The following is a 12,816-nucleotide window of genomic DNA, read 5'->3' on the forward strand; positions in this document are numbered from 1 at the left end:
ATGGCAAAGATCCCGGCAAAACGCACTGCCCATATGAACTGAATTCCGGTCAGCCGCCGCTTACCGCGAAGGGTAACTTTTCCGGAGATCTTAAGTGATGTAACCGCCGCCAGGAGCAATCAGGAGAAAGGCGGGATGTTGTATTGCGCATGTCATTCCCTCCTTGCTATACCGATCCGAAACGACTCACATTTATAACGGGCATGTCTAAAAGATATTTCAGCCTCAAGGTTTTGTGTTAAAATCATTCTTAAGTTTCAGAATATAGACGTAAGCCGGGAGTGATAGATCATCGAAGATTTCATCATATCAATAATTGAAGCGTTTAAAAGCTTATCTTACGCCGGAATTTTTTTGGCGCTCAGTATAGAATTCATCCCGGCGGAAATTGTTCTTCCGCTTGCGGGCTATTGGGTCTCAAAAGGGGATATGACGCTTGCCGGAGCCGTGTTTGCCGGTTCGCTCGGCGGTGTTTCAGGTCCGCTTGTCTTATATGGGATCGGCAGGCTGGGCGGTCGGCCGTTTTTGCTGAAATATGGAAAGTATATATGGATAAAACCCGAATCCCTGGAGAAATCAGATGATTTCTTTCAGAAGCACGGAGGTTTGGTAGCGTTCAGCGGCCGTTTTATACCGGGGGTCAGGACGCTGATTTCTTTGCCGTGCGGCATTGCAAAGATGAATATCTGGGTGTTCTCTCTCTATACATATGCAGCGATGCTGCCGATTACATTTGCTTACGTATACCTCGGAATGAAACTCGGGGAAAATTGGAAAAGCGTCGGTTCCATTCTCGATCAATATATGCTGCCGCTAGGTATATTCATTGTGTTGCTTCTCGTTCTTTGGATGTTTTTGAAGAGAAGAAAACAGCGGATCAAAACAGAAAAAATTTCTCAATTTGTTAAAAAAGTTAAGCGTTGACAAATGATGAAACAGGCTTTATCATGAGCGTATAAACAAATATTTCTTGAAATCCCAAAGGGGAGTAGCGTCCGGATATTCCGGAAACAAAGTCGTCAATTCATGGATCATATCCATCGGCTTTGTTGGCATGCCAATCATTCATGTCTAGCAAGACCTTTGCCTTATATCGGCAAAGGTCTTTTTTGCGTAAAAAAACCGCCGGTATAAGCTCGGATGATAGAAAAAAGAAACGGAGGGAATGGATTGGACTTTGCATTATTATTGGAGTATGGATGGGTTCTTCTCGTTTTAATCGGGCTGGAAGGGATTTTGGCGGCGGATAACGCGCTGGTGATGGCTGTGATGGTGAAGCATCTTCCAGAAAAACAAAGGAAGAAGGCTTTATTTTACGGATTGGCGGGCGCATTTATTTTGCGTTTCGGGTCGCTGTTCGCCATTTCATTTCTGGTGAATGTTTGGCAGGTCCAGGCCGTCGGCGCTTTATATCTGTTTTACATTGCGGTCAGCCATTTGCTGAAGCGGTATGTATTCAAAGATAACGCCGGTCAGAAAAAGCAGAAAGAAAGCGGGTTTTGGCAGACTGTCTTGAAAGTGGAGCTCGCAGACATCGCTTTTGCCGTTGACTCCATTTTAGCGGCGGTCGCGCTTGCCGTAACGCTCCCGGGAACACGGCTTCCCGCCATCGGCGGCTTGGACGGCGGTCAGTTTCTCGTTATTTTAGCCGGCGGCGTAATCGGTTTAATCATTATGCGTTTTGCGGCATCAATGTTCGTATCCTTACTGAAAACCAGGCCGGGCCTTGAAACGGCGGCATTTGTGATTGTCGGATGGGTAGGCGTGAAGCTCGCTCTTTATACGTTGGCCCATGAGGAACTCGGTATAATTCCGGCAGATGTCATCCATTCGGCGGCCTGGAAAATCATTTTCTGGGCGGTTCTGGCTGCCATTGCGGTTTGCGGATGGTTTATGTCAGGAGCAAAACAAACAGAGTCCGGCGCGGCATCGGAAAAAAGAGAACACGCGTAAAATGATCAAAAAGGGAGTCTGGCTTTTTAAAAAGCAGGTTCCCTTTTTTGTTTGAAACGCTTACATTTAAGACATATGATAACAATTTTATAACAGCATTGTTACAAAAAACACAGAGAAAACCCCCTTAATTATGCATGGGGGCACGAAATCATGTATAGTACGTCTTATTGGCTTGTCATAATTGAGACAAATGAAATCGATTTCTCTTTTTCTTCCTTTGCGAATCCCTACTAAATTAGCTATGATTATGAGTAGTTATAGGGAGGAACTGAGGTGAAACCAGTGCTTAGCCTTTTGTTTAAATTGGGAAAAAAGAAGCAAACGCTTGAAACATCTGTTGAAAAAATACAAAAAGGCGACAAAGATCTGCAGAACGATTTAATACAGCAATATAAGCCTTTTATCGCGAAGACGGTTTCATCCGTTTGTAAACGATATATAGATGAAAAAGACGACGAATTCAGCATCGGGCTGATCGCGTTTAACGAAGCCATTGAAAAGTATTCGGCTGAAAAAGGTAATTCGCTGCTTGCATTTGCAGAGCTGATTATAAAAAGAAAAGTGATAGACTATATCAGAAAAGAAGCAAGAACCGCTCAGCATATCAATATGGATGTGCAGGAGGGCGACGATCAGGAATCTTCGCAGAGCCTTATCGAAGCGGAGCTTTCCATTGATGAATACCGCAAACAGATAGAACAGGAACAGCGCCGGGAAGAAATTCTTTTTTTTCAGAAGCAGCTGAAAGAATACGGCCTGTCTTTTAAAGAGCTGCTGGAACAATCGCCGAAGCATACAGATGCGAGGCAGAATGCGATTAAGGTAGCCTACACGCTTGTTGAAAATGAAGAGCTGGCGTCCATTTTGCACCAGAAAAAACAGCTTCCTGTCAAACAGCTGGAGCAGCTCGTGTCGGTCAGCAGAAAAACGATCGAACGGAACCGAAAATATATCATCGCCATGAGTATTATTATTACAGGTGATTATATTTATTTAAAAGATTATCTTAAAGGGGTGTTGCACTCATGAGAAGAGGGATCATAGTAGAGAAAAATAAAAAATTCGTCACGTTGCTAACCCCTGACGGACAATTTTTAAAAACAAAAAATGATCACCGCACTTGTGAAATCGGAGAGGAAATTACGTTCGAAGGCGAAACGCGTATGGGAAGAAGGGCCAGCTTTTTTGATTTTCTGAAACTGCGCCCTTTTAAATTGGGAGTGTTTACGATGACTGCTATTATTTTGTTTATTTTAATTTTGCTCCCGGTTTTTTCTGATAACAAAGCTTACGCGTATATGACGCTTGACATTAATCCCAGCATTGAAATGGCTTTAAACAGCAAATATGAAGTCATTGAACTGACACCGCTGAACCATGACGCCAAACAGGTCATCAGTGACATCGGAGATTGGAAAAGCAGCGATTTTAAGGAAGTCATCAGTAATATTATTACCGATTGCAGCAAGCATGGATATGTAAAGGAATCAAAAGAGATTTTAATTTCCACGGTTTATGAAAATACAGATGACAATACATATAAAAAAGGCGTTAAAAAACAGCTGGCTGACATGACTGAAAAATATAAGGGCACCTACCAGGTCCAATCTCTTGAATCTGATATGGAAACAAGAGAAAAAGCAAAACAGGAAGGGATGTCAACAGGCAGCTACATAAGAAGAAACGAAAAGAAAACAGAAGAAAAACAGTCTGAAAAGCAAACCGACGGCAATGAAACAGATCAAAAAGATACCGAAACAGACGCTGATCAAAGCAAGCAGCCGGACACAGAAAAGCCGGCGGCTGATGAAAAGACAGCTCCTGATGAAGAAAAGGCAGCAGAGAAGCCGGAAAACAATGAAACAACGCCCGGCACGGAAGAAGCGAAGCCGGACAGTCAGGACGGCAGTCAGCAAACCGACAAAAATGCAGCTTCCGGATCAGAAGAAAACACACAGAAGGAACAAGATGGGGAAACAGAGCAGCCCCCAACACAAAATCCTCAGGAAAACGGAAATGACAAAGAGCCTAAGCAAAAGTATTACAATCATTACTGGAATCAGCGGAATCATGATCGCAATGAACATTGGGACTCCTATCGGCATCATGAAGATTCGTCAGACCGCAGGAATCCGAACGGCTACCGGCACGGAAAGGAGAATGCCGATAAATATCAAAATTCGCCGAGAAGTCCCGGCGAATAAGCTGCATTATTGATTTTTCCCGTTTAATTGTGATTGAGCCTGCTGTACAAGACGTTTTGTCATTTCCCCGCCTACAGAGCCGTTTGCGCGTGCTGCTGTATCAGAGCTAAGGTTCACGCCGAATTCTTGAGCCACTTCGTATTTAAATTGGTCAAGTGCCTGCTCAGCCCCTGGAACTAAGAGTTTATTTCTGCTCGCCATCTTTTTCATCTCCTTTTCTCTGGCAAGATGTGTTTACGCATTTTAGTTTCAAACGGAACGGTATTGATTATGCTGGCAATTGTTGTACAGCAAAAAACCCCGGCGCAGACACCGGGGCGAAGAAGCGTTATGAATTATAATAAATGGCTGGTCATTTTGTAGGCTGAGGCTTGAATATGGAAAGTCAAAACGGAGAGCACCGTGACCGCGATGATGGATCTGATATCGTTCCATTGTCCGCTTCCGAGTTCTTTAAAGCAGCCTTTGAGCTTGTCCGTCTGCTCTTCAACGAGCTCCTGCAGGCTCGTTTCCTTCATCGGCGGGTTTGCCTTATGATGAAGATAATCAATCACTTGGGCGCAGCTTTCATAGTAGCTGATCGGGCTGATGACGTCGTCTGATCTGTCTGTGATCGTGTTAAAAGCGATTTTTAATATGCCGCGTATATGTTCGAAGTCATAAATTGATTTTAAATCACGTACAATGAGAAGGATGACAGCTTGTTCAATTGTATATTTTTTGCCGAGTAAGGGGTGGCCGATTAAATCTTTAATATCGCGTTTCACCCAGTTTTGGACGGCGGTTGATTTTAAAGACGTCAGCTCGCACAGATTTCCCAGCTCGACAATCTCGTTAGTTGAAAGCCCGTATTCCTTTTTCTCTTTTTTTCGTTCGAATCTCGTCAGAAATTCAGGGATATGCAGACGGCTTTCCGCTTCATCCAATGTCATATCCGCTGATTGCAATAAGATTTGGAGAGGAGTTGCGTCTCCTTGGCCTTTTAACGCGTAAAGAAGCCGGACCATATCAGTTCGGGTCAGTTTAAACGTGTTCATGGTTCACCTCTGATTGATTACGTGTTCACTTTCTAATATCACTGAGAATTACATTAACATCATACGTCGAAATTGTTGCATTTTCAAACAGATCATTTATAATTTAATTAAATAAGTTCTTTTGATCTTAAAAAAGACGGAGGTAATTATGGCGAAAAGAATATTTCTGTTTATTTTAACGAACCTTTTGGTCATTACGACAATCGGAATTGTGCTTACGATTATTACAAGCGTTACCGGTGTCGGCTCGTATATACAAAATGGCCGCATTGATCTGATGGCATTGCTCGTGTTCAGTCTTGTCGTCGGTTTTGTCGGTTCTTTTATTTCTCTCGGAATGTCCAGATGGATGGCCAAAACGATGATGGGCGTCCGGGTGTTAAATCCGAAGAAACAGTCACTCAGCTATGAAGAACAGCAATTGGTTGACCGTGTGCACAGATTGTCCCGTGCCGCAGGGATGACGAAAATGCCTGAAGTCGGCATTTATCATTCCCCGGAAGTCAATGCTTTTGCGACCGGACCTTCTAAGCGCCGTTCGCTTGTCGCGGTTTCTTCAGGTTTATTGCAGCAGATGGATGATGCTGCGGTGGAAGGGGTTCTTGCCCATGAAGTCGCACACATCACAAACGGTGATATGGTCACGATGACGCTGCTGCAGGGAATCGTCAATACGTTCGTCGTATTCCTTTCCCGAATCGCGGCATGGGTTGCAAGCCGCTTTGTCAAAGAAGACCTCGCACCGGTCGTGCATTTTATCGCGATGATCGTATTTCAGATTATCTTTTCCATTCTCGGCAGTCTTGTCGTCTTTGCCTACTCGCGGCACAGAGAGTTTCACGCTGACCGCGGCGGTGCAGACCTTGCCGGCAAGGATAAAATGATTCACGCTCTGCGTACGCTGAAGTCTTATACAGGACATGTGAATGAAGAAGACCAGACGGCGGTGCAGACGTTAAAAATTAACGGCAAAAAGCATTCGTCACTGTTCTCCACACACCCTGATCTCGATGAGCGTATCCGCAGGCTGGAAGCAAAATAATAAACAAAACCTCTGACAATCGTTTCAGAGGTTTTTTTGTTTAAAGATCGGCAAATTACATAAGGTAATGAAAAATCTTTCTAAAAAGACCTTTAAAAATTCTCCCAATATCATTAGAATAATTACGTACTACATTTGAGAGGCAGAAGGAACTATCTTATGAAATTAAAACTGAAAAAATTCATACAGATCTTGTCGCCTGCACAGCTGATTGCATTATATTATTTTCTTGCTGTGACGGTGGCATTTATTTTGCTAAGTCTGCCGGCCGCCCACAAACAAGGGGCCAGCTGGTCGTTTATAGACGCGCTGTTTACGGCTGTCAGCTCAGTCAGTGTCACCGGTTTAACGGTCGTCAACACGGCTGATACATTCAGCACGGCCGGGATTGTCATTTTGGCTTTCGTGCTTCAATTCGGCGGAATCGGCATTATGACGCTTGGAACATTCGTCTGGCTCATTATGGGCAAACGGATCGGTCTGCGGGAACGGAAGCTCATTATGGTGGATCAGAATCAATCGCAGTTTTCCGGTATCGTCAACCTGATGAAGCAAGTGCTGTTTTTGATTTTATTAATCGAGTTTTTAGGCGGCATCATCTTAGGAACATATTTTTTAACGTATTATGATTCGTTTGAACAGGCGTACTTGCACGGATTCTTTGCGAGCGTCAGCGCCACGACAAACGGCGGTTTTGATATTACGGGAAATTCACTCGTTCCGTTCAGACATGACTATTTCGTGCAGTTTATTACGATGCTTCTGATTATTTTCGGTGCGATCGGTTTTCCGGTGCTCGTAGAAGTAAAAGACTTTTTGTTTTCAAAACAGCGCAGATACTCATTCACGCTGTTTACGAAAATTACGACCGTTACGTTCGGAATGCTCGTTTTGTTCGGAGCCGTGGGCATTTACGCGCTTGAAGCAAGCCATGTTATGAAGGGGAAAAGCTGGCATGATGTTTTATTTTTATGTCTCTTTCAATCAACCGCTACACGAAGCGGCGGGCTTGCAACAATTGATATCAGCCAGCTGTCGGCGCCGACATTATTTTTCATCTGTGCCCTCATGTTTATCGGCGCATCACCGAGCTCGGTCGGCGGCGGAATCCGTACGACGACGTTTGCGCTTAACCTTCTTGCTCTGTTTCATTTTGCCAGAGGGAATAAAGCGGTCAAGGTCTTTAAACGCGAGCTTCATCAGGCTGATGTCATGAAGTCGCTGGTCGTTACGATGATGGCGATTCTGCTCGTGTTCGGGTCGACGCTGATTCTTTCCGTGACGGAGACAAATCAGACGCTGCTCGGGCTGCTTTTTGAAGTGTGTTCCGCTTTCGGAACGACCGGCCTGTCGCTCGGGATTACTCCGCATTTAAGCGACATCGGAAAATGTGTGATCATGATTGTGATGTTTATCGGCCGGATCGGCATTTTGACGTTCCTTTATTTGATCGGCCGAAAAGAAATCGAAGCAAATTATCATTATCCGAAGGAAAGAATAATTATCGGCTGACACCGCTTTTCAGAAAGCGGTGTTTTTTTATTGCCGTAAAATGGATGAGTGGAAACAGTTTCTTTGGAGATTCTACTTGTAAAGAGGTGACGTCATTGTTTGCCGTATTTTGGAAGTCGGTAGTTATGATAGCGGTCGGTACCTTTTTATTGCGGATTGCCGGACGGAAATCAATCAGCCAGCTGTCGGTGACCCAAACAGTCATCATGATTTCGATCGGCTCGATTATTATTCAGCCGTTTATTGAACATAATTTATGGGAAACCATTTTCGCGGCGGCGATTTTTATTGCGGTACTGATCCTGATGGAATATTTAGAAATCAAATCAAGCTTTTTTGAGTTTTTATTTTCAGGAAAAACCGTCGCCGTTGTCAGAAACGGAAAAATCATCCCGGAAAACTTAAAAAAAATGCGTTTTACCGAAGACCAGCTGTCAATGAGGATCAGGCAGGAAGGCCTCGGAGACATTCAAGATTTTAAATATGTGCTGCTTGAGCCGAACGGACAGATCGGCTATGAACTCATTGATGAGGCCAAACACGTGACAGTGCGCGACTTAAAAAAAATGCTTAATGAATTCAAAACAGATTTGCTGACAGAAGGAGGAAATCAAATGAAACGCAAAGCAGCAAAGAATGAAGCTTTGACCAACAACAACACACCGACTGAGAGCATGGACAAAGATGCATACAAAACACAATACGACGGTGATCCCGGACTGAGAGGCGCAAACCGCAAATCAAAACACGGCAAACAAGGAGGCGAGTAACATGACGAAAAAAAACCGCCACAGCAAAGACATGCAAAACCATAAAAAGCCGATGGACCCTAAATTGCTTGAAGAAGAGTTTTCAAGCGAGCTCGGTGATTATAACGCAGGAAAATGGATTGAAACGCTTGAACAGACGAAGCCGAAGAAAAAAGAAGACGGCAAAAAATAAAAAATACCTCTTAGGCGGCAACGCTTAAGAGGTATTTTGCATTATTTCGAATAAGCACCGTTTCTTGTTCCTTTCACCGCTTCAAGCAAGCCTGTTATCCGCAGCTCAATAAACGGCTGTGCGGCCGTTTTCACCGCATTGCTGGAGAGAATGGACGTAAGGGCTGCCGTTAACATTAAGAGTATGACTAAATTCTGATAATCAGACAAGTGATCTTCAAGCCCGATCTGCCGCAGCGTTTTTATAATGAATCCATGCAGCAGATACACGTAAAACGTTCTCGTACCCCATTTCGTAAAGAAATAACGCTTTTGCGGAACGAGCGCCAAAAAGCTGAAAGTGGCGGCAAAGGCCAAAACATACCAGCCGATCCGTGACAGACCGCTCAACAGCGACACTGTGCCGAATGTAGAATAAGGCTCCGATCCGAACAGCCACGAGTAATCAAAATCAATGCACCAGCATAAGAGGAAAACAATCCCCAGTACGCCCGCGGCAATCTGCCTGCCTCTTTTAGCCCGAAGTAAATCAAAGTGCTGTTTTTTCAAATAAAACCCGACGAGGAACATCGGAAGAAAGACAAACGTCCGTGAAAGACTCAGCGTGCTGCTGATAAAATCAAGATACCCAATCATGACGGCAAGCCCGCAGCTCACACCAAGCGCCCACATTTTCGGCAGCTTCGTAAAGGGATAAAGCAGCAGATTCCAAAAGAATAAGCTGACTAAAAACCAGAGAGACCATTGCGGATCAATCGGATTGACGCTTGTCATGCTTTCATCCTGAATCAAGTAGTAAAAAACCGAGTAAATGCCCTGAAAAATCAGGTACGGAATAATCAGCTTCACAGCCAGCTTCTTCACATAACCTTTCCGCTTAAAGTTTTTTGCGAAATAGCCGGAAACCAGGATAAAGGCCGGCATATGAAAAGTATAAATGAATTTGTAGAGATGGAGCATAAACTCATTTCCGTTAATAAATGACCGGAGGATATGGCCGAACACCACCAGAAAAATCAAGATAAACTTGGCGTTGTCAAAGTAACTGTCTCGCGATTTTGTCATAGCATCACCTTCTCTTCAAAAATCATCCACTGCATGATTATTTCCTGTTGGTGTTCATTTTAAAATAAAAAACAAAAAATTGAAGGAGGACAAAAGGGATTGTTAGGATGATGTAACGGGGAGGTAAGGATCGTAGAAAAAGACTTTAACTTGTCATATCATTGAAATTTTCTGAAATGTATAGGGCGAATGAAGGAAGATGAGGTATTTTGTAGAAATATTGAAGGATAGGTTTTTGAAGAAGGAGTGTACTGAATGGCTGAAACTCTGGATTTGCAAACAAACGAGTCGCTGAAAGAGCAGCTGAAGCGGATGAAAGAGGAAAATGACCGCCTGAAGAGTGAATTGAACCGGTATCATGTGATTATGAATAACACGCTTGATGCCATTTTTATATGCCGTAAGGAAATGAAAATCGTCCAGGCGAACGAGGCTGCGGCCCGGATGATGCAGATTGAGGCAGAGAGCCTTATTAACCGCTCCGTCCTGGACTTTTTATATTCCGTGCCTCAGGAAGAACTGAATAAGGCCGTGAAAAGGTTTTTAAAAAAAGGCCATCTGTGGAAAGAGGTGCCGATTAAGCTTGACAGCGGCGCGACGAAATACATTGAATTCCTCGCCAGAGACGGAATTGGGGAGGATTATTTTTTTGTGGTGATGAGGGACATCTCCTCTAAAAAAATATTAGAGCGCGAATTCTCCATGAACGAGCAGCTGTTTAAAGATTTGTTTGACAGGGCTGTCGACGGCATCGTGCTGTTTGATAAGGACGGCGGGTTTATTGATGCGAACCTCTCTTTTTGCAAAAGCTTTGAGATCGGCCAGAATGAATTGTCCCATCTGTCGCTCCGCCATTTTACCGACGGAGAAAACAAAAAGCATCTGAAAGAAATCTGGGAAACCCTCCGCAGAAAAGGAAACGCCAAAGGAGAACTGCCCGTCAAGCTTCGGTCCGGCGAAGAGAAGCTGTTTGAATTTACGATTACGTCCAACTTAATCAGCGGGTTCTACATGTCCATTATGAGAGACATAACAGAGAAACGGTTGATGGAATTGAAACTCTTTAAAAGCGAAGAGCGATTCCGCGAAATTTTTGAAAACGCCATGGACGCGATTGTCATTTGGTCTGATGACGGAAAGATTGCCAAAGCAAACGAATCGGCGTGCCGCATTTTCGAACTGCCGATGGATAAGCTGGTGGAGACGAATTTATGTACGTTTATCGTTGATCCGCAGAAAAAATACAAGCAGATTAAGAAGAAATATGAAAAATACGGGGAAATCCGTGAAGAAATGCTGTTTCAGATGGCAAACGGCCAATACAAAGAGCTTGAGTTCACATCAAAACGAACCATACTTGAAGGTCAGCATTTAACCATTTTAAGAAATGTCAGCGATCGTAAGCGGATGGAAAAAGAATTGCGGGAAAGCGAGCTGAAATTCAGAAAAGTATTCAACGGCTCAATGGACGGCAAGGTCTTATTTGACAACCAATTCCGTATTATTGACGCGAATCCTCTCGCAAGCCGTATACTCGGCATGCCGGATGAGGAGCTGAGAGCGTACACCGTTCCGGATATTCTTTCTTTATTTGATATTGAAAACGCGGGTGTTCCCGCCAGAAAGATTGATTTAGAAGGAATGGATAATGAAATCCCCTTCCTGTTAAGCAGCAGTGACAGCCGCAAACTGGAATTCTCCTTCAAAAGAAATATCATTCAAAATATGAATCTGGCCATCTTTAAAGATGTCACAGAGGCCAAAGAGCTTGAAGAGAGGCTGCGGAAATCCGACACTCTTCATGTTGTAGGGGAGCTGGCGGCGGGCATCGCCCACGAAATCAGAAACCCGATGACGGCGCTGAAAGGGTTCATTCAGCTTCTTCAAGGAAGCATTGAAGGCGAATATTCTCTGTACTTTAACGTCATTACCTCAGAATTAAAACGCATCGAGTCTATCATCACTGAATTTTTAATTTTAGCGAAACCTCAGGCGATATTATATGAAGAAAAAGACGTGACGCAGATTATGAAAGACACGGCTGATCTTTTGAATGCCCAGGCCAATCTTGTCAATGTGCAGATTCATCTGAACCTGACCGGAAACATCCCGCCGATTTACTGTGAACCGAATCAATTAAAACAGGTGTTTATCAATATTTTAAAAAACGCCATTGAAGTCATGCCGGGCGGCGGCAATATCTATGTGACCATCCAGCCTTCTGATCAAGACCACATTTTGATTTCTTTTCAAGATGAAGGAACAGGTATTTCCGAAGACAAATTAAAACGTCTGGGCGAGCCATTTTACACGACAAAAGACAGGGGAACGGGCCTCGGTCTGATGGTCAGCTATAAAATCATCGAAGAACATCAGGGACGCATTCATGTGGAAAGTGAAGAAGGGAAGGGCACGGTTTTTCATTTGACACTTCCGATCCGGCAGAATACGGAAGAAAGAAGGAGCGGGGAATGATCTGTTTTACAAGTGTAAAAGCGCCATTTGGAACCGTTATCGTAACAGAGGAAGAGGGATTTATTACCGGCCTGTTTCTCACCGGGGAAGATTTTGAGGAATGGCAAAAAGACGCGCCCGGCGTAAAGCCGTGCGAAACCGCTTTGCTGTCGGAGGCGAAACAGCAGCTGGCATCATATTTTTCAGGAGAAAGAAAGCAATTCTCTCTGCCTCTGAGACAAAAAGGCACACCCTTTCAGGAAAGGGTGTGGAACGCGCTGACGATGATTCCTTACGGGGAATCCCGAAGCTACGGCGATATGGCTGAAGCGATCGGAAAACCGAAAGCGGTGCGCGCCATCGGACAAGCCAATAAACGAAACCGGCTGCCGATTTTTGTCCCGTGCCATCGGGTAATCGGCAAAAACAGCGCCTTAACGGGATACGCGGGCACGAAGACGGATGTAAAAGCGGTGCTGCTGAACATCGAACAAATATCCTATAAAGAAAAATAAAACATATGGCACGTTCCGTTTTTTCGCGTCCGACATATCATTTTATTAAGTAAAAAAAGTTGGTCTGGTGAAAAAGGAGGACGAAGCCTG

At 44.1% G+C, this 12,816-nt stretch carries 13 protein-coding genes; 10 read left to right on the forward strand and 3 right to left on the reverse strand.

Annotated features, from left to right (window positions below):
• Positions 1–288 precede the first annotated feature (288 nt).
• The 4 genes from VP472_RS06645 (at position 289) to VP472_RS06660 (ending at position 4,160) form a co-directional block, all read left to right on the forward strand.
• A complete protein-coding gene (locus VP472_RS06645; RefSeq protein ID WP_404799128.1) occupies positions 289–924 on the forward strand; it encodes a DedA family protein in 636 nt (211 codons plus the stop codon).
• A 246-nt stretch (positions 925–1,170) separates the two neighbouring features.
• Positions 1,171–1,953 (forward strand): TerC family protein, encoded by a 783-nt coding sequence (locus VP472_RS06650; RefSeq protein WP_025851720.1) that lies wholly within the window; start codon positions 1,171–1,173, stop codon positions 1,951–1,953.
• Between the two features lie 276 nt (positions 1,954–2,229).
• Positions 2,230–2,985: an RNA polymerase sigma factor SigI gene (gene sigI / locus VP472_RS06655; RefSeq protein ID WP_003154719.1), complete on the forward strand. Its 756-nt coding sequence runs from the start codon at positions 2,230–2,232 to the stop codon at positions 2,983–2,985.
• Complete coding sequence (locus VP472_RS06660) at positions 2,982–4,160, forward strand: anti-sigma-I factor RsgI family protein (protein WP_003154718.1); 1,179 nt, start codon at positions 2,982–2,984, stop codon at positions 4,158–4,160. The genes sigI and VP472_RS06660 overlap by 4 nt, the downstream gene beginning before the upstream one ends.
• A 6-nt stretch (positions 4,161–4,166) precedes the next feature.
• Here VP472_RS06660 and VP472_RS06665 read toward each other — a convergent pair whose 3' ends face one another.
• Both VP472_RS06665 and VP472_RS06670 read right to left on the reverse strand, forming a co-directional pair.
• Positions 4,167–4,361 carry an alpha/beta-type small acid-soluble spore protein gene (locus tag VP472_RS06665; RefSeq protein ID WP_003154717.1) on the reverse strand — a complete coding sequence of 65 codons (195 nt, stop codon included), beginning with the start codon at positions 4,359–4,361 and terminating at the stop codon, positions 4,167–4,169.
• A gap of 134 nt (positions 4,362–4,495) precedes the next feature.
• Positions 4,496–5,197: a DUF1836 domain-containing protein gene (locus VP472_RS06670; RefSeq protein WP_025851714.1), complete on the reverse strand. Its 702-nt coding sequence runs from the start codon at positions 5,195–5,197 to the stop codon at positions 4,496–4,498.
• A 148-nt stretch (positions 5,198–5,345) separates the two neighbouring features.
• On the opposite strand from VP472_RS06670, the gene htpX reads away from it, so the two are divergent.
• From htpX to VP472_RS06690, 4 genes are all read left to right on the forward strand, one after another.
• Positions 5,346–6,239 carry a protease HtpX gene (htpX, locus tag VP472_RS06675; protein ID WP_007407207.1) on the forward strand — a complete coding sequence of 298 codons (894 nt, stop codon included), beginning with the start codon at positions 5,346–5,348 and terminating at the stop codon, positions 6,237–6,239.
• Between the two features lie 159 nt (positions 6,240–6,398).
• Positions 6,399–7,751, forward strand: a complete 1,353-nt coding sequence (locus VP472_RS06680; protein WP_104678941.1) for a TrkH family potassium uptake protein — start codon at positions 6,399–6,401, stop codon at positions 7,749–7,751.
• A gap of 95 nt (positions 7,752–7,846) precedes the next feature.
• Entirely contained in the window at positions 7,847–8,521 is a 675-nt protein-coding gene (locus VP472_RS06685) for a DUF421 domain-containing protein (protein WP_146276630.1), read from the forward strand.
• A 1-nt stretch (position 8,522) separates the two neighbouring features.
• Entirely contained in the window at positions 8,523–8,693 is a 171-nt protein-coding gene (locus VP472_RS06690) for a hypothetical protein (protein WP_003154711.1), read from the forward strand.
• Positions 8,694–8,734: 41 nt separating this feature from the next.
• On the opposite strand, the gene VP472_RS06695 is transcribed toward VP472_RS06690, so the two are convergent.
• Complete coding sequence (locus VP472_RS06695; RefSeq protein WP_071391925.1) at positions 8,735–9,757, reverse strand: acyltransferase family protein; 1,023 nt, start codon at positions 9,755–9,757, stop codon at positions 8,735–8,737.
• 255 nt (positions 9,758–10,012) lie between these two features.
• Between VP472_RS06695 and VP472_RS06700 the strand changes: the two genes are divergently transcribed.
• Positions 10,013–12,232, forward strand: a complete 2,220-nt coding sequence (locus VP472_RS06700; protein WP_070081716.1) for a PAS domain-containing sensor histidine kinase — start codon at positions 10,013–10,015, stop codon at positions 12,230–12,232.
• Entirely contained in the window at positions 12,229–12,726 is a 498-nt protein-coding gene (locus tag VP472_RS06705; RefSeq protein WP_146276632.1) for a methylated-DNA--[protein]-cysteine S-methyltransferase, read from the forward strand. The genes VP472_RS06700 and VP472_RS06705 overlap by 4 nt, the downstream gene beginning before the upstream one ends.
• The last annotated feature ends 90 nt before the right edge of the window (positions 12,727–12,816 follow it).

The sequence above is a fragment of the Bacillus sp. MT(2024) genome (genome assembly GCF_036362845.1).
GTDB classification, from domain to species: domain Bacteria; phylum Bacillota; class Bacilli; order Bacillales; family Bacillaceae; genus Bacillus; species Bacillus velezensis.

Coding starts and splice junctions, on each gene's coding strand:
- VP472_RS06660 (WP_003154718.1), top strand. CDS start 2,982: ATGAGAAGAGGGATCATAGTAGAGAAAAATAAAAAATTCGTCACGTTG.
- VP472_RS06665 (WP_003154717.1), bottom strand. CDS start 4,361: ATGGCGAGCAGAAATAAACTCTTAGTTCCAGGGGCTGAGCAGGCACTT.
- VP472_RS06670 (WP_025851714.1), bottom strand. CDS start 5,197: ATGAACACGTTTAAACTGACCCGAACTGATATGGTCCGGCTTCTTTAC.
- htpX (WP_007407207.1), top strand. CDS start 5,346: ATGGCGAAAAGAATATTTCTGTTTATTTTAACGAACCTTTTGGTCATT.
- VP472_RS06680 (WP_104678941.1), top strand. CDS start 6,399: ATGAAATTAAAACTGAAAAAATTCATACAGATCTTGTCGCCTGCACAG.
- VP472_RS06690 (WP_003154711.1), top strand. CDS start 8,523: ATGACGAAAAAAAACCGCCACAGCAAAGACATGCAAAACCATAAAAAG.
- VP472_RS06695 (WP_071391925.1), bottom strand. CDS start 9,757: ATGACAAAATCGCGAGACAGTTACTTTGACAACGCCAAGTTTATCTTG.
- VP472_RS06700 (WP_070081716.1), top strand. CDS start 10,013: ATGGCTGAAACTCTGGATTTGCAAACAAACGAGTCGCTGAAAGAGCAG.
- VP472_RS06705 (WP_146276632.1), top strand. CDS start 12,229: ATGATCTGTTTTACAAGTGTAAAAGCGCCATTTGGAACCGTTATCGTA.